The sequence below is a fragment of the Photorhabdus australis DSM 17609 genome (assembly GCF_000711895.1).
Classification (GTDB): Bacteria; Pseudomonadota; Gammaproteobacteria; order Enterobacterales; family Enterobacteriaceae; genus Photorhabdus; species Photorhabdus australis.
This window is the reverse complement of record NZ_JONO01000011.1, coordinates 51,980-73,098: the sequence shown is the minus strand read 5'-3', so window position 1 is coordinate 73,098 and position 21,119 is coordinate 51,980. Positions and strand designations below refer to the sequence as shown.

23 protein-coding genes are annotated in these 21,119 nt (G+C 39.6%); 11 read left to right on the top strand and 12 right to left on the bottom strand.

Annotation, left to right across the window (positions count from 1 at the left end; all coding sequences use genetic code 11):
• The first annotated feature begins 23 nt into the window (after window positions 1–23).
• From BO26_RS05810 to BO26_RS05790, 5 genes are all read left to right on the top strand, one after another.
• Window positions 24–938 (top strand): metal ABC transporter substrate-binding protein, encoded by a 915-nt coding sequence (locus BO26_RS05810; protein WP_036769813.1) that lies wholly within the window; start codon window positions 24–26, stop codon window positions 936–938.
• The gene (locus tag BO26_RS05805; RefSeq protein WP_036769811.1) at window positions 935–1,831 is read left to right on the top strand and encodes a manganese/iron ABC transporter ATP-binding protein; all 897 of its coding nucleotides are present in this window, start codon (window positions 935–937) and stop codon (window positions 1,829–1,831) included. The genes BO26_RS05810 and BO26_RS05805 overlap by 4 nt, the downstream gene beginning before the upstream one ends.
• A complete protein-coding gene (locus tag BO26_RS05800) occupies window positions 1,828–2,703 on the top strand; it encodes a metal ABC transporter permease (RefSeq protein ID WP_036769809.1) in 876 nt (291 codons plus the stop codon). The genes BO26_RS05805 and BO26_RS05800 overlap by 4 nt, the downstream gene beginning before the upstream one ends.
• Window positions 2,700–3,587 (top strand): metal ABC transporter permease, encoded by an 888-nt coding sequence (locus tag BO26_RS05795; protein ID WP_036769807.1) that lies wholly within the window; start codon window positions 2,700–2,702, stop codon window positions 3,585–3,587. The genes BO26_RS05800 and BO26_RS05795 overlap by 4 nt, the downstream gene beginning before the upstream one ends.
• A gap of 122 nt (window positions 3,588–3,709) precedes the next feature.
• Window positions 3,710–4,579, top strand: a complete 870-nt coding sequence (locus BO26_RS05790; RefSeq protein WP_036769805.1) for a fructosamine kinase family protein — start codon at window positions 3,710–3,712, stop codon at window positions 4,577–4,579.
• A 57-nt stretch (window positions 4,580–4,636) separates the two neighbouring features.
• Here BO26_RS05790 and BO26_RS05785 read toward each other — a convergent pair whose 3' ends face one another.
• Window positions 4,637–5,179, bottom strand: a complete 543-nt coding sequence (locus BO26_RS05785; RefSeq protein ID WP_036769803.1) for a YniB family protein — start codon at window positions 5,177–5,179, stop codon at window positions 4,637–4,639.
• A gap of 941 nt (window positions 5,180–6,120) precedes the next feature.
• Here BO26_RS05785 and BO26_RS05780 point away from each other — a divergent pair.
• Together BO26_RS05780 and BO26_RS05775 are read left to right on the top strand one after the other, a co-directional pair.
• Complete coding sequence (locus tag BO26_RS05780) at window positions 6,121–6,669, top strand: metal-dependent hydrolase (RefSeq protein ID WP_036769800.1); 549 nt, start codon at window positions 6,121–6,123, stop codon at window positions 6,667–6,669.
• Window positions 6,670–6,855: 186 nt separating this feature from the next.
• The gene (locus BO26_RS05775) at window positions 6,856–8,247 is read left to right on the top strand and encodes an L-cystine transporter (protein WP_036769798.1); all 1,392 of its coding nucleotides are present in this window, start codon (window positions 6,856–6,858) and stop codon (window positions 8,245–8,247) included.
• Between the two features lie 52 nt (window positions 8,248–8,299).
• Here BO26_RS05775 and htpX read toward each other — a convergent pair whose 3' ends face one another.
• The 4 genes from htpX to BO26_RS05755 all read right to left on the bottom strand — a co-directional run bounded on the left by htpX (window position 8,300) and on the right by BO26_RS05755 (window position 12,907).
• Window positions 8,300–9,187, bottom strand: a complete 888-nt coding sequence (gene htpX / locus BO26_RS05770; RefSeq protein WP_036769795.1) for a protease HtpX — start codon at window positions 9,185–9,187, stop codon at window positions 8,300–8,302.
• Window positions 9,188–9,535: 348 nt separating this feature from the next.
• Window positions 9,536–11,587, bottom strand: a complete 2,052-nt coding sequence (gene prc, locus BO26_RS05765) for a carboxy terminal-processing peptidase (RefSeq protein WP_036769792.1) — start codon at window positions 11,585–11,587, stop codon at window positions 9,536–9,538.
• A gap of 19 nt (window positions 11,588–11,606) precedes the next feature.
• Complete coding sequence (proQ, locus tag BO26_RS05760; protein WP_036769790.1) at window positions 11,607–12,314, bottom strand: RNA chaperone ProQ; 708 nt, start codon at window positions 12,312–12,314, stop codon at window positions 11,607–11,609.
• Between the two features lie 95 nt (window positions 12,315–12,409).
• Window positions 12,410–12,907 (bottom strand): GAF domain-containing protein, encoded by a 498-nt coding sequence (locus tag BO26_RS05755; RefSeq protein ID WP_036769787.1) that lies wholly within the window; start codon window positions 12,905–12,907, stop codon window positions 12,410–12,412.
• Between the two features lie 623 nt (window positions 12,908–13,530).
• Here BO26_RS05755 and BO26_RS05750 point away from each other — a divergent pair.
• Entirely contained in the window at window positions 13,531–13,773 is a 243-nt protein-coding gene (locus BO26_RS05750; RefSeq protein ID WP_036769784.1) for a DUF1480 family protein, read from the top strand.
• Between the two features lie 308 nt (window positions 13,774–14,081).
• On the opposite strand, the gene BO26_RS05745 is transcribed toward BO26_RS05750, so the two are convergent.
• The 4 genes from BO26_RS05745 to ftnA form a co-directional block, all read right to left on the bottom strand.
• Complete coding sequence (locus BO26_RS05745) at window positions 14,082–14,423, bottom strand: YebY family protein (protein ID WP_036769781.1); 342 nt, start codon at window positions 14,421–14,423, stop codon at window positions 14,082–14,084.
• A gap of 287 nt (window positions 14,424–14,710) precedes the next feature.
• On the bottom strand, window positions 14,711–15,604 hold the full coding sequence (gene copD / locus BO26_RS05740) for a copper homeostasis membrane protein CopD (protein ID WP_036769778.1): 894 nt from the start codon (window positions 15,602–15,604) through the stop codon (window positions 14,711–14,713).
• Window positions 15,605–15,606: 2 nt separating this feature from the next.
• Window positions 15,607–15,993 (bottom strand): CopC domain-containing protein YobA, encoded by a 387-nt coding sequence (yobA, locus tag BO26_RS05735; protein ID WP_036769776.1) that lies wholly within the window; start codon window positions 15,991–15,993, stop codon window positions 15,607–15,609.
• A gap of 192 nt (window positions 15,994–16,185) precedes the next feature.
• Window positions 16,186–16,689, bottom strand: a complete 504-nt coding sequence (ftnA, locus tag BO26_RS05730) for a non-heme ferritin (protein WP_036769775.1) — start codon at window positions 16,687–16,689, stop codon at window positions 16,186–16,188.
• Window positions 16,690–17,018: 329 nt separating this feature from the next.
• Here ftnA and BO26_RS05725 point away from each other — a divergent pair, with 329 nt between their 5' ends.
• Window positions 17,019–17,249: a DNA polymerase III subunit theta gene (locus BO26_RS05725; RefSeq protein ID WP_036769773.1), complete on the top strand. Its 231-nt coding sequence runs from the start codon at window positions 17,019–17,021 to the stop codon at window positions 17,247–17,249.
• Between the two features lie 49 nt (window positions 17,250–17,298).
• Here the strand turns inward: BO26_RS05725 and pip are convergent, their stop codons facing one another.
• The 3 genes from pip to BO26_RS21945 form a co-directional block, all read right to left on the bottom strand.
• On the bottom strand, window positions 17,299–18,252 hold the full coding sequence (gene pip, locus BO26_RS05720; protein ID WP_036769772.1) for a prolyl aminopeptidase: 954 nt from the start codon (window positions 18,250–18,252) through the stop codon (window positions 17,299–17,301).
• A gap of 70 nt (window positions 18,253–18,322) precedes the next feature.
• Window positions 18,323–18,697, bottom strand: a complete 375-nt coding sequence (gene yebF, locus BO26_RS05715) for a protein YebF (protein ID WP_036769769.1) — start codon at window positions 18,695–18,697, stop codon at window positions 18,323–18,325.
• Between the two features lie 113 nt (window positions 18,698–18,810).
• A complete protein-coding gene (locus BO26_RS21945; protein WP_071823700.1) occupies window positions 18,811–18,984 on the bottom strand; it encodes a YoaH family protein in 174 nt (57 codons plus the stop codon).
• Between the two features lie 140 nt (window positions 18,985–19,124).
• On the opposite strand from BO26_RS21945, the gene pabB reads away from it, so the two are divergent.
• Together pabB and BO26_RS05705 are read left to right on the top strand one after the other, a co-directional pair.
• On the top strand, window positions 19,125–20,495 hold the full coding sequence (gene pabB, locus BO26_RS05710) for an aminodeoxychorismate synthase component 1 (RefSeq protein ID WP_036769767.1): 1,371 nt from the start codon (window positions 19,125–19,127) through the stop codon (window positions 20,493–20,495).
• Complete coding sequence (locus tag BO26_RS05705; RefSeq protein ID WP_036769766.1) at window positions 20,492–21,055, top strand: CoA pyrophosphatase; 564 nt, start codon at window positions 20,492–20,494, stop codon at window positions 21,053–21,055. The genes pabB and BO26_RS05705 overlap by 4 nt, the downstream gene beginning before the upstream one ends.
• Window positions 21,056–21,119 lie beyond the last annotated feature (64 nt).

Sequence of the window (21,119 nt, the reverse complement as noted above, 5' to 3'; positions counted from 1 at the left end):
TATAACAAGTAAGGTTTGAATTCATGAAGAAAAAACTTTCTCTGTTCCCTTCTCCCATACTGGGAATGACGTTGATTCTCCTATCTATAGTTTTATTCAGCCAGCAAGTATTTGCCTCTAAGAAATTCAAAGTCGTCACCACCTTTACTATCATTCAGGATATAGCACAAAATGTAGCAGGAGATGCTGCAATTGTTGAATCAATTACTAAACCAGGTGCTGAAATCCATGATTATCAACCTACCCCCAAAGATATTATTAAGTCCCAACATGCCGATTTGATCCTATGGAATGGATTGAATCTGGAACGCTGGTTCGAGCGTTTCTTTGAAAATCTCAAAGATATACCAGCAGTTGTTATTACTGACGGCATTCTACCATTGCCTATCCGAGAAGGACCTTATAACGGAAATCCTAACCCTCACGCATGGATGTCACCAACAAACGCCCTGGTCTATATTGAAAATATTCGCAAAGCATTTGTGAAATATGATCCTGAAAATGCAGAAGTCTATAATAGGAACGCCAAAACCTACGCTGAAAAAATCGCTAAATTGGATTCTCCATTGAGAGAACGCCTTTCCCGTATTCCACAGGATCAACGTTGGCTAGTCACCAGTGAAGGTGCTTTCAGTTATCTGGCTAAAGATTATCAACTCAAAGAAGTTTATCTGTGGCCAATCAATGCCGAAGAACAAGGCTCGCCACAACAAGTTCGTCATGTTATTGATACTGTGAGAGCAAATAAAATCCCAGTTGTATTTAGCGAAAGTACAATTTCCGATAAACCAGCCAAACAAGTCAGTAAAGAAACTGACGCCCGTTATGGTGGTGTTCTTTATGTAGACTCACTCTCTAGTAGTGACGGTCCAGTGCCAACGTATATTGATTTGTTGAACAAAACCGTAGATACAATAGCAAAAGGATTTAATCAATGAATAGCAGTAATCCGTTTGAACGCCCTCATTTAGTGGTTGACAATGCCACTGTAACTTACAACAACGGTCACACCGCTATTTATGACGCAAGTTTCTCTATCACTGGCGGTACTATCTGTGCGTTAGTTGGTATTAACGGTAGTGGTAAATCCACATTGTTTAAGACTATTATGGGCTTGGTAAACCCATCTCAAGGGAAAGTTACCCTGAGCGATATGTCTGTTAAAAATGCTTTAAAGAAAAATATCATTGCGTATGTACCCCAGACAGAAGAAGTTGACTGGAACTTTCCAGTACTGGTTTCCGATGTTGTTATGATGGGACGCTACGGCAAAATGGGATTTTTGAGAATCCCAAGTAAAAAAGATCACCAAGCTGTTGATGAAGCTCTTGAGCGTGTTGGCTTAACTGCCCTACACAATCGGCAGATTGGTGAACTTTCAGGCGGACAGAAAAAGCGGGTCTTTCTTGCAAGGGCTCTGGCTCAAGAAGGAAAAGTTCTATTACTGGATGAACCTTTCACCGGTGTTGACGTAAAAACAGAGAATGCCATCATTGACTTACTGTGTGATTTACGTGATGAAGGCCATCTAGTTCTGGTTTCAACACACAATCTCGGTAGCGTACCTGAATTCTGTGACCATGTTATCCTGATCAACCGAACTGTTCTGGCCAGTGGCCCAACAGAAACAACATTCACTCAAAAGAATTTAGAGAGGACTTTTGGTGGAGTACTTCGTCATATCAATCTATCTGGACCAGAATTACACGATGACGATGACCCACGTTCTCTGACTGTTATTACTGATGATGAACGTGCAGCAGTGTTTTATGGTCATAACCATCATGTTCCGCCGCGACAAGCTCAGCAAAAGGAGAAACGCCAACCATGATAGAACTTTTGCTGCAACCTTTTCACTATAACTACATGGTGAAAGCCATCTGGGTCAGTGCTATCGTCGGTGCCGTCTGTGCCTTTCTTTCCGCCTATCTGATGCTAAAAGGCTGGTCATTAATGGGAGATGCTCTCTCTCACTCGGTTGTACCTGGTGTCGCCGGCGCTTACGCACTAGGTCTTCCTTATGCTGGTGGCGCTTTTTTTACCGGCATGCTGGCAGCCCTGTCGATGACTCTTGTTCGTCATATCACCCGCTTACGCGAAGATGCGGTGATCGGATTTATATTTTCCACCTTCTTTGCTGCCGGTTTATTAATAGTTTCTCTCAATCCAACATCTGTTAATGTACAAACTATTATTCTTGGCAATATTCTTGGTATCGCTGATGAAGATGTTCTTCAAGTTGAAATTATCATTGCAGTTTCATTTATCGTGCTAATGTTTATCTGGAAAGATTTACTCGTTGTGTTTTTTGATGAAACTCATGCACGTTCTATTGGTCTATCGCCCTTGAGGATGAAAATTATTTTTTTTACTTTATTAAGCGCATGTACAGTCGCAGCTTTACAAACTGTTGGCGCCATTCTAGTAATTGCAATGGTAGTAACTCCAGGAGCAACGGCTTATTTACTGACTGACCGTTTTAAACGTTTGCTGATAATTGCCATTGCCATTGGTTCTCTAACTAGTGCATTTGGCGCTTACCTAAGTTTCTTTCTCAATGGTGCTACCGGTGGTGTCATTGTCACGCTTCAAACAGTTATTTTCTTATTGGCGTTCTTCCTTGCACCAAAACACGGGCTATTCGCTTCTCGTATACGTGCCAAAAAAGCATCCTCAGCATTGGTTCAGGAGACGCAATCATGAATGAGTTAATTCAGTTAATCACTGAGCCGTTTATGTTTCCATTTATGCAACGAGCAATATTTGCAGCCATCATAACAGGTGCAGTGTGCGCTATGCTCTCTTGCTATCTGGTGCTTAAAGGTTGGTCGTTAATGGGTGATGCTATCTCTCATGCAGTATTACCAGGAATTGTTCTGGCTTTCGCTGCCGGGATACCACTGGCTATTGGCGCGTTTCTTTCTGGTATTTTTTGTGCCTTTGCAACAGGATATCTGAAAGAACACAGCCGAATAAAAGAAGATACTGTTATGGGAATTGTCTTCTCTGGCATGTTTGCTTTTGGTCTGGTTCTTTTTGCCCGAATGGATACCGACCAGCATCTCACCCATATTCTGTTTGGTAATATGTTAGGGATAACTAAAGATGAATTGAATCAAACATTATGGATTACCTGTATTACCATGGTAGTGATACTACTGAAACGCAAAGACTTCATGCTTTACTGTTTTGATCCTAACCAAGCCCGTGTAGTGGGATTACCCATTAAGTTTTTGCATTACGGCTTACTTTGCCTGCTAGCAATGACAATAGTTGCCTCCTTACAGGCTGTAGGAATGATTTTGGTCATTGCAATGTTGATATCACCAGGAATCATAGCTTTCACACTATGCCGCAGCTTTGATCGGATGTTAATTGTCGCCGTTATTGTATCAGTCAGCTCCTGTGTTCTTGGTACACTAATTAGTTTCCACATTGATGGAGCGACAGGTCCATGCATTGTTATTGTCCAAGCTATTTTCTTTACACTAGCACTAGCTTATAGCCAAATAAAACTGGCAAGGATAAAATCCAAACATAAAACTCATCAAATTTCTCTGAAAATTTCTAACGAGCTCAATCAATAACAAAAAGGGTTATATTTGTTTGATATAACCCTGTTAATCATCTTTTTTACCTGATCATATATTTTCTCTGACTATAATTGTTAATTGTTTATAAAGTGATTGAGGACATAGAGAGGTGAACCATGTGGCAAGCAGTAAATCGTTTATTGAATGAGCATTTCGGTGTTGCCGAAATTCACGATAAAACTGAGTTAATCGGAGGAGATATCCATCAAACCTGGCGGATTACCCATGGAGAAAGGCAAATTTTTGTCAAATCTAACCAGAGGGAAATGCTTTCCGTCTTCAAAGCAGAATCAGAGCAACTTGAACTTCTTGCACGCAGCCAAACTATCCGTGTTCCAGCCATTTATGGTATTGGCTGTGATCGTGACTATAGTTTTCTGCTACTTGAGTTTCTGATTTTAAAACCTTTTGATTCTCACAGTGCTTATTGCTTCGGCCAACAACTGGCAAAACTTCATCAATGGAGTGAACAGCCTCAATTCGGCTTTGATTTCGACAATATGCTAGCAACAACACCACAACCAAACAGCTGGCAACGACGCTGGCATCAATTCTATGCAGAGAAAAGAGTTGGTTGGCAATTACAAATTGCGGCAGAAAAAGGCATGATATTTGGTGATATTGATAATATTGTTCAAACTGTAAGTAGCAAACTGCAACACCACCATCCACAACCCTCTCTGTTACATGGAGATCTCTGGCCAACTAATTGTTCTTCTCTAGATGATAACGCAGTTGTCTTCGATCCAGCATGCTATTGGGGAGATCGTGAGTGTGATTTTGCGATGCTACCGTTATACCCTGACTTACCAATGCAAATTTTTGACGGGTATCAGAGCGTATGGCCACTCCCCGCTAGCTTCATTGAACGACAACCTATATATCAACTTTATTACTTACTTAACCGATGTAACCTGTTTGGTGGTGATAATTTTATTACAGCTCAAAATGCTATTGATAATATTCTGGCCGAAAATGGTCAATAAATAAAGTAATCAGGCTGCGAAAACACTTTAATTCCGCAGCAATAACCATTGGAGAACTTACCAACCTAAAATTTCCAATATAAAATAGGCAGTTACACCAACAATTATCGGTGAAATATATAAGATATAAATCTGGCTGAACAGTGTATGATGAGGAAGTTTAATTTTTGATTCAATCTGTTCCCTTGTCAGCCCATTGTTGCCTTTAGCTTTTTCAAGAATAAGCTGATCCTCAATATTTTCACGTATAAACTTCACCTGTCTATACATACGTTGACCTGATGCTCTCATAGCAAGACCAATAAAAATAAGGAAATAGATAGTCAAGAAACCAAAAGTTGATCCTGTAAAACCAACCAAACGATCGGGCGTTGGGGAATTTTTCCAGAAAAAATCCAAGAATGGGGTATTAAAACGCACCATTTCTGCCATCATCTTCAAAAAATCATCCAAAACCGCATTGATGCCATCTCCCCTAATACCATGCTGCCAAACAAGATTGATTACAGAAACAGTAGTTGATACAAGTGCCGGAATAAAGATCACCCAACCCAAGATTCGCTTCATCATCGCGATATATCCGGCTTTCTGATAAGTCATCGATCTCTCCCATAGCGATAAATAGAGTTTATTTTTGTTCAATCATAGACCATCAGTCATAAAATTTAACTTTATATTTAATTAACTAAGAACTTCTTACGATTTTCCATAAGAAAAAGATTCCATCTATCGAGATTACTGCTGTCAATTTTCGCTAACTATATGACCAATGGGAGCACCCGATAGCTAACCTGCCACCTCAAGACAAGAAGCTTAAAAATACGTAGCCAGTCTACATACAATTTACTCAAAAGTTTCAACCAGGCAAACCGCTACGATCATCTAGAAGTCATTGAACAGAGGAAAGTAATTTATTGTCATTGTGAGGATTCATATCTTCCCCTCGAATTAAATAATATGATTTTATAATTACCATATTGAATCATCGTACAGATGATTTCTCACAATTATCTTCAATCAGGGTCTAATTTGAATGAAAAATAATGGAATGCTCTTATTTCTTAAATTATTAACCATTTTTATATAATTGGCAACAATAAGTAATTCAACATTTTAGAATAGAAAATATATTCAGAATTTATATTGGATTCCGTTATAAGCCAAGTCTCTCAATAACTCTAGAAGAGTTACCTGGACTACTTAAGAGGACTGGGGACATAGAAAAAACCATCAGCTCATCATTTTAATGATCCATGTTGAGCATTAACAGATATAAACCACATTCATTCGAACAACTAAATGCAATAGATATCTTTTAACTGTGACTTTAACTGCTATTATCTATCCAAATGGCAATCTTTAATTGTTTACATAGTCGCCGTAGCGTTCATATCTTATTCTGTCAAATAAAAACTTGATTAAATATTAATGCTATTTATTAATAAATAACATTTTTTATTTTTCAACCTCTATCTTACCTGCATAAAACCCACTATACTCGCCCCACTGTATGGATAGACAGTCACCAGCCAGAGGAGCTTATGACCGCGGAAGGGCATCTTTTATTTTCAGTTGCCAGTATTATGCTGGCACACAAACTCGAAATAACACCAGAAATAGCTAATGGTGACTGGTTACACATGCTACCAGGAGCGCTTCTCACTGCATTGTTACCAGATATAGATCACCCAAATTCAACCTTGGGCAAACTATTTAGGTTTATCTCCATACCAATCGCCAAATTATGTGGACATAGGGGATTTACTCATAGCCTACTTGCTCTCATATTAGGTGTCGCTTTATTTTGGCTAAAAATACCAGAAGAGTGGCCTATTCCAGCTGATTTTTTCCATGCCATGATTGTTGGTTATCTAAGTCATCTGATCGCAGATATGCTAACTCCTGCTGGTGTACCATTATTATGGCCAATAAAGATACGTTTTCGCCTACCGGTGCTTGGCAAGCAAGGAAATAAGAAAGCAGAAAGATTTATTTCTGTCCTACTGATTGTTATTGCCATTTTCCTGCCAAGAAATATTGAATACTCTATATTCTTTTATATAGATTGTATCAAGGAACTCTATTTTTAATGCTGTAATAGACTAAAATTAAATCTTAACCACCACATTTGTTATATAAAATTCGATCTAGTTATAAATAGAAATGATTTAAACTGATATTATATTCCCCAACTGCTTGTTGTAATGTGTTCGTTTGCAAACTTACACGATTCAATACAGCTTATTACCTAACTAATTGAATTCTGGAGTTTGGGGATGGATCTACCACTAATTCTGAACGTGCTCATTTTTGCAGCACTACTTTTGCTATTGTCAAAAACCAACTCACATCAACCGAGTTTGTCAAAGAAAGTTCTTGTTGGCCTTGCCATTGGCGTTATTTTTGGTCTGGCACTACAACTCATTTATGGTCCCGATAATGCCACGGTGAAAGAATCAATATCATGGTTCAACATTGTCGGCAATGGTTACGTACAACTTCTACAGATGGTAATTATGCCTCTAGTATTTGCCTCTATTCTGAGCGCAGTTGCCAGATTACATAAAGCATCTTCTTTAGGAAAAATCAGTTTCTTGACCATCGGAACGCTGCTGTTCACAACAATGATCGCAGCATTTATCGGTATCATTATTACTAACCTATTCGGCCTGACTGCTGAAGGTTTAGTTCAAGGAATCCAAGAAACCGCACGCCTGTCTACCATAGAAAACAACTATATAGGCAAAGTCTCTGACTTGTCTGTGCCACAGTTAATTTTGTCTTTTATTCCTAAAAACCCATTTGCTGATTTAACGGGTATCAATCCAACTTCTGTTATTAGTGTTGTTATTTTTGCAACCTTTTTGGGTGTTGCTGCGCTACAAATGCTGAAAGATGATCACAAACATGGTGAACTAGCATTAGTCGCTATTGATACAATACAGGCATGGACAATGAAATTAGTTCGCCTGATTATGCGTCTGACACCATATGGTGTCATGGCTCTAATGACTAAAGTCGTCGCTAATTCTAACATCAACGAAACCGTGAAACTGGGTAGCTTTGTTATCGCATCTTATATTGCACTCGCTCTGATGTTTGTAATTCACGGAGTTTTGCTCTCTTTTACTGGTATCAACCCAGTAAAATTTTTCAAAAAAATCTGGCCAGTGCTAACCTTTGCATTCACCAGCCGTTCAAGTGCTGCCAGTATTCCGTTGAATGTTGAAACACAGACACTCCGTATCGGTGTACCTGAGTCTATTGCCAGCTTCTCAGCATCTTTCGGAGCAACAATTGGCCAGAATGGTTGTGCTGGTATTTATCCTGCCATGCTGGCGACCATGGTTGCTCCAACAGTAGGAATCGATCCATTTGACCCTGTTTGGATTGCAACACTAGTCGGTATTGTAACTATCAGTTCTGCTGGTGTTGCCGGTGTAGGTGGAGGTGCCACATTTGCTGCACTGATTGTTTTACCGGCAATGGGATTACCTGTTACGTTAATTGCCCTGTTGATTTCTGTTGAACCTCTTATTGACATGGGCCGCACAGCCTTGAATGTAAGTGGTTCAATGACTGCAGGTGCAATTACCAGCCAATTGATGAGGCAAACCGATACAGCCATCCTCAATCGAGAAGAAGAAATTGAGTTAAATCAGGTATAATTAATCTTCAAAAGCTGGGGGAAATTCCCAGCTTTTTATTTTGTTCACTAGATTATTTATTCAAGTATTGCCCACTACGCAGTGCTTCAATACGTTTGTCTAATGGTGGGTGAGACATAAAAAGCTCACTGAATGTCTTAGATTTCCCATTAATACAGAACGCCATCATACTGCCTTCTTCTTGTGGCTCATAACTGGTTTTCAGACGCTGTAAAGCAGCAATCATCTTCTCACGGCCCACCAACTTGGCAGAACCTGCATCTGCGTGGAATTCACGGTAACGGGAGAACCACATTGTGATAATACTTGCCAGAATGCCGAATACTATTTCCAATACCATTGAAACGACCATGTAAACAATCGGATTACCGGAGTTGCCTTCTTCTTCATTTTCATTGTTGCCAGACAGAAAACTTGATACAGCCTGAGCCAACAAACGGGAAATAAAGATAACAAAAGTATTTACTATCCCTTGCAGCAAAGTCATGGTCACCATATCACCATTAGCAATATGGCTAATCTCATGAGCGATAACAGCTTCCGCTTCTGCTCGACTCATATTGTCTAATAGGCCAGTACTGACAGCTACCAGAGAAGCATTACGACGCGCTCCAGTAGCAAATGCGTTAATATCAGGCGCAGCATAAATCGCAACCTGTGGCATAGCAATATTGACTTGTTCTGCCTGACGACGAACAGTTTCTACCAACCAATGTTCAATTTCATTTGTTGGCTGTTCTATAACCTGACCACCAACAGAACGTAGAGCCATCCATTTGGACATTAGCAGAGAAACAAACGCGCCACCGAAACCGAACAGACCAGCCATAATCATTAGACCCTGTACACTACTTCCCTGAATTCCTGTCAGAGAAAGTATTATCCCAAACACCAACATAACAGCAAGGTTAGTGAGGAGGAACAAAGCAATTCGCATCATAAAAATGGGCTTCCTTATATTAATAATCAATACACTTCAGAGCTATCCTATAAATAAGGCTATTCTTGCAATATTCAAGCTTTTTAACTTTTCAAACGATAAAACCAACACAACTTTACAAAACCGTAAAAAACTAACATTAGCCTAACACCAATTGGTTAAGCAAAATACTTTGGCACCAGGCAACACAAGGAAATTGTGAAACAGCTCATCCTTCCCGAAAAATAACAACCGTCTAAAAAATGAGCGCTTAATATACTGAAATACTGAAAGCCCAATACCATTCGCTCAAAGCATCTAAGATGAACGATATTGGGCATTATTAAGCTGATTATTTAATCTATTGCTCTACTTAGATTGAGCTAACACTTTCTCAGCAGGCTGATGTGCCAAATCAAGTGCAATCTTCACTGATTCATCAAGATATGGATCTGGTCCTTGATAATCCTTAGGTAAATCATCCAGTGAAGCTAATGGTTTCTTTCCTTCTCGTTTAAAACGATCATTAATCCGGTTCAATTTCAAAGCATCATCTTCTTTATTCTCTTTCTCTCTTTGTGCATAGTTCAGAGAAACAATATTTTTACGCTCTTTCATCGCTTTATAGCGAGCAATATCCTCATTGATATACTTAAATTCTGGATCACCTGCAATACGAGCATTATGAGCCACATTTAACTGTGGAACTAACGCGGCAATAACTTTAGACCCAGTATAACGAGCGGGAGGAATACTATCCCAAGGCAAAGCATTATCTTCAAAACTTTCCCCAGTTTCTGCTGGATCAACACCCGTTGGCATTACAATATCAGGAGTCACACCTTTACGCTGAGTGCTACCGCCATTTACACGATAGAATTTCTGAATTGTATACTGAACAGAACCCAATGATGGCCAATCAGGACGCATCATTTGATCGTAAATACGACTCAAAGAACGATATTGCTGAACAGTACCTTTACCAAACGTTGGCTCTCCAACCACCAAAGCTCGCCCATAATCCTGCATAGCTGCGGCAAAAATCTCAGAAGCAGATGCACTGAAACGATCTACCAGAACAACTAGAGGTCCTTTATAGTAGACCACTTCATCAGTATCAGAATCCTGACGAATTTTCCCATTATTATCCCTGACTTGCACTATTGGGCCACTTGGAAGAAACAGGCCAGACAAAGAAACTGCCTCTGTCAGTGCACCACCACCATTACTACGCAGATCTATGACAATAGCACTAACATGCTGCTTAGTCAGTTTTTGCAATTGAGTCTTAACATTATCAGTTAAGCCAACGTAAAAACCTGGGATATCAAGCACCCCTACTTTTTCTTTACCGATTGTCTTAACTGACATCTTCACTGCCCGGTCTTCCAGACGGATCTGTTCACGAGTTAAAGTGATAGTACGTGGTTTCGCCCCTTTCGTATCAGAAATAACCTCAAGCCGTACTTTACTACCTTTAGGGCCTTTAATCAGTGCAACCACATCATCCAAACGCCAGCCAATAATGTCTACCATTGACTTCCCTGACTGACCGACACCGATAATCTTATCTCCCACTTTTAGCGCTTTACTTTTAGCCGCAGGACCACCAGCAACCATAGAATTTATGACAGTGTAGTCATCGTCTATCTGCAAAACAGCACCAATGCCTTCAAGGGACAGGCTCATTTCTGAGTTAAACTGCTCAGTATTGCGTGGTGAAAGGTAATTAGTGTGAGGGTCAATCTCACGGGCAAACGCAGTCATAATCAGCTGAAAAACGTCCTCACTCTGACTTTGTGTCAGACGTTTTAACGCAAACTGATAGCGCTTAATCAGCACTTCTTTAATTTCTTTATCATCTTTACCTGTGAGCTTGAGATTAAGCCAATCATATTTAACTTTAGCATCCCAAAGTCTATTCAGCTCTTCTACACTCTGCGGCCAAGGGGCTTTAGACCGATCAATATCAATCGTATCGTTGCCATCAAAATTCATTGGCTGCTCAAGACGAGATAAAGCATACTGATAACGCTCAAAACGGCGTTTCTGTAACAGATTAAACAGGTCATATGGGATTTCCAGATTCCCACTTTCCAATTCCTGGCCTAACAATTTTTTCTTATCAGCATACTGAGTTACATCTGACGCCAACAATATATTGTGGCTGTAATCCAGTATATTGAGATAACGGTCAAATATTTTTGCTGAAAAGTCACCATCTAAATTAAATTGACGGTAATGGGAACGAATGAAGCGGGATGTTACCCGCTCGCTCACAGTTGAATGCTGAGGTTCTTGCTCCAATATAGGCAGTTGTTTAATACGAACAGGAACCGCTGCTGGACTGTTTGTATTTGCATAGCAAGTACCAAAAATTGAAACGCCTAAGACAAAAGCCAGTCTGACGAATTTGTTCATGCCTGGGTTGGCCTCCGTATCAGAACTGTAAATGTTCTGCGCGTACAATCATTGCCAAACCGGAAGGCAATTGCACCCGTACACCATCTTTAGCGATTTCAAGCACAGAGGCATCCATCGAGCTCTTACCTACTCTAACTTTAATTTCCTGGCCAATTTTCAGCAATGAAACATCAGCAATCTGAGTCGATGCAGGTTGGCTAAGTTTATTAGCAGCAGGTTTACGTGCTTGTTTCTGAGGTCGATTTTGTTGACGTGGCTGCCGTTTTTCTCCTTCAGTATTATGAGCACGACGACGAGGAGTTGGCTTTTTAGTTGCCGGACGATCATTTTTTTCACCGGCAGCTGTATTTTCAGCTTCACGTTTTTTGGCTCTTTGCTCTGCACGCTGTGACTGGACCCGCGCTTTGGCTTCAGTCAGTTGCTGAAGAGCATGCTCAATATGTTCCGCTTCCAATTCACCGCACGAGTTACCATCAAGGTCAACACGCTGCGCCCCTTCTTTCACACCATACAAGTAACGCCAGCTTGATGTATACAAACGCAAGGCGGAACGCAATTGTGTTTTACTTAAGCATTCTTCGTCCTGAATACGTTCAACGATATCCTGAAAGATACCAATTTTTAAAGGACGAGCTTCACCTTCAGCGACGAAACAGAGCGGAAAGCGCTCAGCTAAAAAAGCAATGATTTCTTTACTACTATTCAACTTAGGTTGATTTTCCATGAAATTTCCTGATTACAACGGTTTTGCCAACCAGCATAGGCATGAACTGGCGTCATTATAATAGCGTTGCTGATAAATGCCACGTTATCGATATGTTAAGTTACATTCAACTCAACATATTTCGGCACAACGCACTGTTCTAAATGAGCACATAGCCCATCAATAAGGGCTTGTAAGCCAAATTCGTCTTCTTCATCAAACCGATGAAAAATCACGCTATCAATATCCAATACACCAATGATTCTATCGTTAACGATCAACGGCAACACAATTTCAGCGTTACTAGCAGCATCACAGGCAATATGACCAGGGAATTCATGGACATCATTAACACGTTGAATTCGCTTTTCTGATACAGCAGTTCCGCATACTCCCTTACCAACAGGTATTCTGACACAGGCAACCTTCCCCTGAAATGGCCCCAGAACCAACGTATCACCATCAATCAGATAAAAACCAGCCCAGTTAACGTCATGTAAACGTTCATACAACAATGCACTAGCATTGGCGAGCGTCGCTATTAAGTCATACTCACCAGACAACAAAGCTTTTAAGTCTCCAACAAGATCTCGATAGAACTCATTTTTATTCATATTGACCTATCCGATGAAATTTACAAAATGCATCTCTATTTTTATATCAAAAAAATATCAAATGCCCATAACAATAAGGTTAACAGCCTGCCTCACTGACGTAAATTTTTTACTGTCTCTATTAAGATATTCTTTATTATATTTATTGCGCGTTTATCAAGGTTAGCGAGATATCACGCTCATTAGCAAAACATCAAAAGGTACAGCTAATAAGAAGTATAATGCACCTGTAAGAGCCGCTATACCCTTTTAGCAATAAAAATCAGACTGTATTCTGCCCACATTTTATCTAGATGCTGACCAGCAGAGTAACGAAAAGTAAAACATTCAAACAATTTATCCGTAGAATTATTAGATTTGCCATTCTGTCATTAACACTTTTTGCTCCAGAAATTACACTAAAATAAAATATTTCCTACTGAATGTGGAAAAGTCCAAAGAATGACGAAGATGAAAAAAACAATATTACAAAACTAAGTTTTAGTACAGATAGTTATAACAGCAATATCATCTAACGATTATTCAATTCTGGAAATATTATTACTGGCAATCTCAGTCATTTGATCTATTCTCAAATGATGGCCTCACTGGTCGTACCTGTTAATTGAAATTAAGGAGCCATCATGAACCAGACAAAACTGAGAATTTCCAGCTACGAAATTGATGATGCTATTCTGTCTCAACCTTCCGCAGGAGACGATACTACCATTAGTATTCCTTGCAATTCCGACCGCGAACTTTGTATGCAACTAGATGGCTGGGATGAACATACCAGTATCCCCGCCTTACTAAACGACAAACAGATTCTGTTGTACAGAAAACATTATGACAAACAAAACCATGCATGGGTTATGAGGGTAGTCTGATGTCCGCAAAGCTTCTGACAAAAAAAGGCCGAGTTGACTCCTCTACTCGGCCTAGGGAAAATGGCTCTTAAGAGCCGTGCGCTAAAAGTGTCATTGAGACGTAAAACAACTTACAACTTAAAGCGTAGCTGACATATTACATTTGAACAACTTTTTGGATAATAAATAGCCAGAAATGACACTTATTAAGTCAAATGTCACGCTACGCGGCTTAGCTCAATAACATTATTTCTTATCGCATCACTTTCTACCACGCATCACTTTCTACCACGCATCACTTTCTACCACGCATCACTTTCTACCACGCATCACTTTCTACCACATAGTGCTAAAGCTGCTCTCTGAAATGGTTTTATGCTCATTTTTTGAGCGGAATTTTTACTATCATCTAATAGAATAATATCCAGAGACTTCGCATTCACTTTCCCTGCCCTGACCATCTCTGTGGCTATATCATTCAATGGGTATTGCACCAAAGTACTTGGATTAATCACAAATAAAGCCTTATTTGCTCTGCAATTCAGCATCACCTCTTCTCGAGTAAATGCCCATTTATCACCAAATTGCAACTTACTCACTGTCTCAATAGGAGCAGCAACATTTTGAAAAGATAGACATAATAAGGAAAGTAATAGAAATAAACGTTTCATAATAGTTACCAATGTGTAGATATAAGGACAAACGAAACGAATCATCCTCACGTACTGCGTGTACGCTACGGTTTCAGCACGCTGCCCGCATTCACTATTTATTATTATCAATAATCAACTGCATAAATAACACCTACTGAAACAAGTTGTTATACCTGTTATCTTTCAAGTTGCCTCTTTGTTGGCTGCACTCACTCACCCCAGTCACATAATTAGCTATGCTCCTGGGGATTCGCTCCCTTGCCGTCGCGATGCATCTTGAAATCCATTGGGTATAGTTAAAAAAGTCAAATCGGCTGATAAGTAGCAAAAACAGCAACACATAATAAAGCCAACGCTCCAAAAATAATTTCAATCCAGCTATTGATAATCAGCAGTTGATAGCGGCCAGGCTGTCTTAGTTTAGGAACCAAGATATAACGGTTAATCAATGCAAGCATCACCATAGCAGCTACCAGCACTATCTTCAGCCATAGCATTGACTGATATTCAGTACCGCTATACTCCGGCCAACCCGGGAGCAAAATCAAGCTACTTATTATACCTGTAACGATGATAAGAATTACTGCAATATGGCCATAGGTGGAAAAACGCATCATAGAAATCATAACCTGTTTATCCAACTCTACAGCGAGTTCATTCCGCATACGCAAAAGTTGCAGGCATAACAAAAACGGCCATAATCCACCAAACCAGTACCCTACACTTAATAAGTGAATTATCTGGTTAATCTGATGAAGAATACCCAACATCCCATCATGTATCACTGCATGTCCTATAAAAGCATGACAGGATAATAAAATGGCCGAGCCAATTAACATTAGAATATTTCTGGTCTTTTGGTTATTAATAAACAAGAACCCTGTAGTAACTATTGAAATCAATATTTGCCACTGCCAGACTTTGCCAAAGGTTGTTCTCAGAACTGCTAACCAAACTTCCAGATCATAAGTATCCTGCCAGCCATCTCCCATTAGCCCCGCTTGTATCACCAACCAACCAATCGTAGTTATGAATGCCACAATTGTACTGATAATTATCCCCAAACGAAGACGAACATCAATTAGGACAGAGAGGCGAGCAGGAACTAACATGACAGTAAACATGCTGAGACCAAACATCAACATAACTGCCACAAAATGAGCGAAGCGACAGAAGATATAAAGAGCCGCCAGAGACATAATTATTTAACTGTAAAACTGTAAACGCCTTTAGTTTTATGCCCATCAACCGAGACTACACTCCAGTCAACATGATATTTACCTGCCACCAGTTTATCTTCTACGGGAAGAATAAGTTTTGTATTAGTCGCAGGATCGAGCTTCAATTGACCAGTTTTGATAGGTTTATTTTCCGGACCCGTCACTTTTACTTTACTGAAATTCAGTTCAATGCCCTCTGAAAAGCTCAGGGTAATGACCTGTGGTGCATTTTCCACCGTGGTATCTTCTGCTGGAATTTGTTCTGTTAAATGCGCATGAGCTAAAACTTGCTGGCAAGACATACCGACAAACAGAACAACTAAAGCAGATAATTTCCGGCAAAAAGAACGAATTTTACTAATGGTCATAAATAACCTCTTAATTTTCAGATATATTTCTACAAATTAAGACTATCTTATATCAAAGAAGTTATTTTATCCGCGATAACTTACAATAGGAACTTCGTCTTGTGAACTATCGCGCAAAAAAAGGAAAACCGCGGTGCTAGCTTTAAATATCTAACGTCATTGCCAGCTACTGCGGTTGATTAATTCCATTCATTAGATAGGGTCTGAACCGGCCAAACCTTTCAAATCCTTATCCAATAGGAAGAGTGCCTTACCATCCTCGCCAACCATACTTAATTTATCAAGAATAGACTTGAACAACTTCTCTTCTTCGTGCTGTTCTGCTACATACCATTGCAGGAAGTTAAAAGTGGAATAATCCTGCGTCGTTATCGCCAAATGGGCGAGTTTATTAATTTCAGCGGTAATAGCTTTCTCGTGATCGTAGGTTTGCTGAAGTACATCAGATATGGATTTATAGTCTGCTGAAGGTGCATTAATCTGCCCTAAACGTGGCATCGCACCAGTATCGCTCAGATAATCAAATAAGCGATGCATGTGTTGCATCTCTTCCTGAGAGTGCGATTTAAAAAATGCAGCAGCACCCGCCAATCCTTTATCACTGCACCATGCACTCATTTGTAGATATAAATTTGCAGAATAGAATTCCAAATTCATCTGTTCATTTAATTTATTAACCATTTCTTGATTTAACATAATAGATCCTCCCATCATTAATTTACTTGTATTATGCCAATTAAATAAAAATAAAAAAACCCAACAAACAAAAATAATTAAAAAATATATATCACATTGAAATATAATATAATTTCCAACAAAATTAGATGGAAATGAATCTCATTTAATATATTTAAATGAAAATGAATTTTATTCGCAAAATAATATTGTCAAATAGTTCTCTATATTTAATGATAATGAATATTATTTATATTTATAAAATATTTAATTGAGTTCTTGCCAGAAAAATCAGTCTGGATTAACTTTGTCATTTTATGAATTTATAGTTTCAATTGAGCGAGACACTTATGGGACATAACCTAGCCGAACTTTCTGCAGAAGATATGGATAAAGTCAATGTTGATTTGGCAGCATCTAGTGTAGCTTTTAAGGAACGTTACAATATGCCAGTACTTCCTGATACAGTTGAGCAGGAACAACCCGCACCTCTTCGGCAGTATTTTCAACAACGTTTAGTACATTATCGCCAATTATCTAAGCAATTTTCCCGTTTACCTTACGAGCCAAAAAGCCGCTAATTATCCAGCAAGGATTGATAACCACCGGATAACCGGTGGCTATATCAGATTACTGCTCAGCAAACTTATCCGTTGCACCAATAAGCTGATGTAAAATACCTGGCTCATCAAATGAATGCCCCGCTCCTTCAATAATATGTAATTCTGCTTCTGGCCATGCCTGCGCCAGATCCCAAGCATTTTGCACCCGACAAGCCATATCATATCGACCATGAATAATAACTGCCGGAATATTCCTTATAGCGTCAATATTATTCAATAGTTGCTGATCCTCATTCATAAAACCTCCATTCATGAAATAGTGATTCTCAATTCGGGCAAATGCCAAGGCAAATTCATCTTCTGTAAAAGACTCCACACTATCCGAAGGAAGCAATGTTACCGTCTCTCCTTCCCACAAGCTCCAGAGACGAGCTGCTTCTAATTGAATTTGTCGATTATCACTAGTCAACCGCTTGTTATATGCGCTAATAACATCCTTTCGTTCCTCTTCCGATAAAATAGAGATCGTTCGTTGCCATTTATCCGGAAAGAAATTAGAAGCGCCATCCTGATAATACCAATACAGCTCTTGCTGCCTAAGCAGGAAAATTCCCCGAAGAATCAGTTCAGAAACTCGTTGAGGGTAAGTTTGTGCGTAAACCAAAGATAAAGTGGAACCCCACGAGCCACCAAATACCAGCCACTTTTCCACTCCCATTAATTGACGTAAACACTCAATGTCTTCAACTAAATGCCAAGTAGTATTATTTTCCAGGCTGGCATGAGGTTTTGAACGCCCACAACCACGCTGATCAAATAGCATGACATGATATTTTTTGGGGTCGAATAGCCGACGATGATAAGAGGCAATACCACCACCGGGTCCACCATGAATAAATACAGCGGGTTTACCTTCAGGATTGCCACATAATTCCCAATAAACTTGATGACCATCGCCTGTGTCCAAATAACCAGAGCGGTAAGCTTCACAAGCCGGATATAATTTTCTCAATTTAGACATAACATTTCCTTACTCCTCACACTAAATCTAGTATCCATCTGATGACGGGAGAGATAACCATCAGAAAATGTTATTTCAATTCGTTATAGCTAATCGTATTTTGCTGACAATCCACTACAACACGGTAATCTTTATCACGCTTAGAGCCACGAACAGTCAGTGGAACTCCCAACACATCTTTATCTGCGGTGATATTTTCTACATTTATCCACGCGACTGGTGTAGAAGTTCCCAACTGTTTTCTATCTTCTAACCAACGATTAATACGGTTTTGCAGAAAATCTCGCTTTACCTGAGCAGCAATCTGCGATTTGGTTAAATTATCGCAGGAAATAAATTTATCAACACGTTTGCTCTCTGGAACAGCGAATACGGTGAATGAAATCGTAAATAAAAGTGCAGCACTTGATAGGCCAACTCTGTTAATGATATGACATGCTTTCATACTACCTCCTGTTAATATCTCAAAAAAAGAGATTAAATATGGAGCTAACCTAACATGTCAGGTAAAAAAAATGTGTGATTATTGTTAAATAAATAATTTAATTATGTTCATTTTTAATCATCAAACACGACATTAACCTGCTCTTGTCCCCTATGCTTCTCACGAAGCTCCTGTGCGACCAACGCAATAGCCTCTCCACTGCTCATTCCTTCAGCCATCAATTGCTGAATTTTCTCCACTGCCAGTTGTTGTTCCTGATGAGATAATGTTGGCATACCTGAAAACACGAGAATAACCTCAATAAATTGATCAATGACCAAGAGTATAGCGATTTTTAACTCAGTGAGGAGTGAATTTCTATGCTAATCTCTGACGATTAATAATTAATGCCAACTCTTACGTTGCTATTGTTAAAACTGACACCATGATGAATACTTCATTGCAAAAACGACAATTACCTTATCAATCAGATATCGCTATCAACTATTTCGCGCCGATTTCAAACCAGCCTTGGGCAATGCTGCTCCATTCCGGCTCTGCAAACCATGCCCATAACCGGTTTGATATTCTGGTTGCAGATCCACTGATCACGCTTCTCTGTCACGGTAAATCAACCGAAATAAATGAACATGGTACTAACTATATTACTGAAGAAGATCCCTTTTACCTGTTAAAAACACAGCTAGAAAATTTAAATCTCACAGCAAAATTTAATCCTAATTTACCATTTCAGGGTGGTGCATTGGGCCAATGGGGATATGACCTTGGACGTCGTATTGAGAAATTACCGTCACAAGCTAAAAATGAGTTGTCATTTCCAGATATGGCAATAGGTATTTATGACTGGGCTTTGATTGTCGATCATCACAAAAAAAAGGTGACTTTATTAAGTCACAGTGATGTTAATGCACGTCTAAACTGGCTTATGTCTCATAAAAATTCGTCAGAAACAACTTTTACTCTAACCAGCGATTGGCAGTCAAATATGAGTGTGGAGCAATACAATGAAAAAATCCGCCGCATTCACAACTATCTATTAGAAGGTGATTGTTATCAAGTTAATCTGTCACAACGGTTTTGCGCTGATTATCAAGGCAATGAATGGCTGGCATTCACGAAACTTAATGAGAAAAATCGTGCCCCTTTTTCTGCCTTTATCCGTTTACCAGAAAACAGCATGATCAGTGTCTCTCCTGAGCGTTTCTTATTCCTGGAAAATAATCAAATTCAAACTCGTCCTATCAAAGGAACATTACCGCGTTTAAATGATGCTGAAAAAGATGCATTACAGGCTGAAAAACTAGCAACATCGAAAAAAGATCGAGCCGAAAACCTGATGATCGTCGATTTGTTACGTAACGATATTGGCCGGGTAGCCACACCGGGGTCAGTTAAAGTACCTGAACTATTTATTGTTGAACAATTCCCTGCCGTTCATCATCTGGTCAGCACAATTACCGCAACACTACCAAATGAACAGCATGCTACAGATTTATTAAGAGCCTGCTTTCCCGGAGGTTCTATCACTGGTGCTCCGAAAATCCGGGCAATGGAAATAATAGAAGAATTAGAGCCTCACCGCAGACATGGATATTGTGGTTCAATTGGCTATATCAGTTTCTGTGGCACAATGGATAGCAATATCACTATTCGTACCCTATTGACCGAGAAAGGAAAAATATATTGTTGGGCTGGTGGTGGAATTGTTGCGGACAGTATTGCTGAAAAAGAATATCAAGAGACATTTGATAAATTGAACTGTATTTTGCCACCATTAGGGAAAATAAAACCAATATGATACTACTCTCTGATTTCATTAACAGATTTCAGTTACAACGCCCATCTCATCCTAAACGGCCTGCAAATAACCGCCGCCATGCAGCGGTATTATTACCGATCATCCGCAAACCGAAACCAACGCTATTACTGACGCAGCGCTCTACCACTTTACGATCACATTCCGGTCAAGTGGCCTTTCCCGGTGGTGCTGCTGATCCTGAAGATAAATCAATAATTGCTACAGCACTGCGAGAGGCAGAGGAAGAAGTCAACATACCCCATCACAAAGTCCAAGTTTTGGGACAACTCATGCCCTTAGACAGCATTGGCGGTTATCTGGTGACACCCATTATCGGGTTATTACCCCCAGAATTGTCTTTTCACCGCAACCCAACAGAAGTTTCCAGTATATTCGAAGTCCCTTTATCCGAGGCACTTTCACTTTCGAGCTATCATTACCTTGATGTTAACCGCCGTGGTCAGCAACATCGCATCTATTTTTACTGGTATCAAGGGCGACTTATCTGGGGCCTGACAGCAGCTATCATTCATCAATTGGCTCAACAGGTTCAGACTTGATCTGTATCATCAGAAATAATCAATTTGTGTTTTTTTCGTCCATTTTTATCACCATTGCTATCAT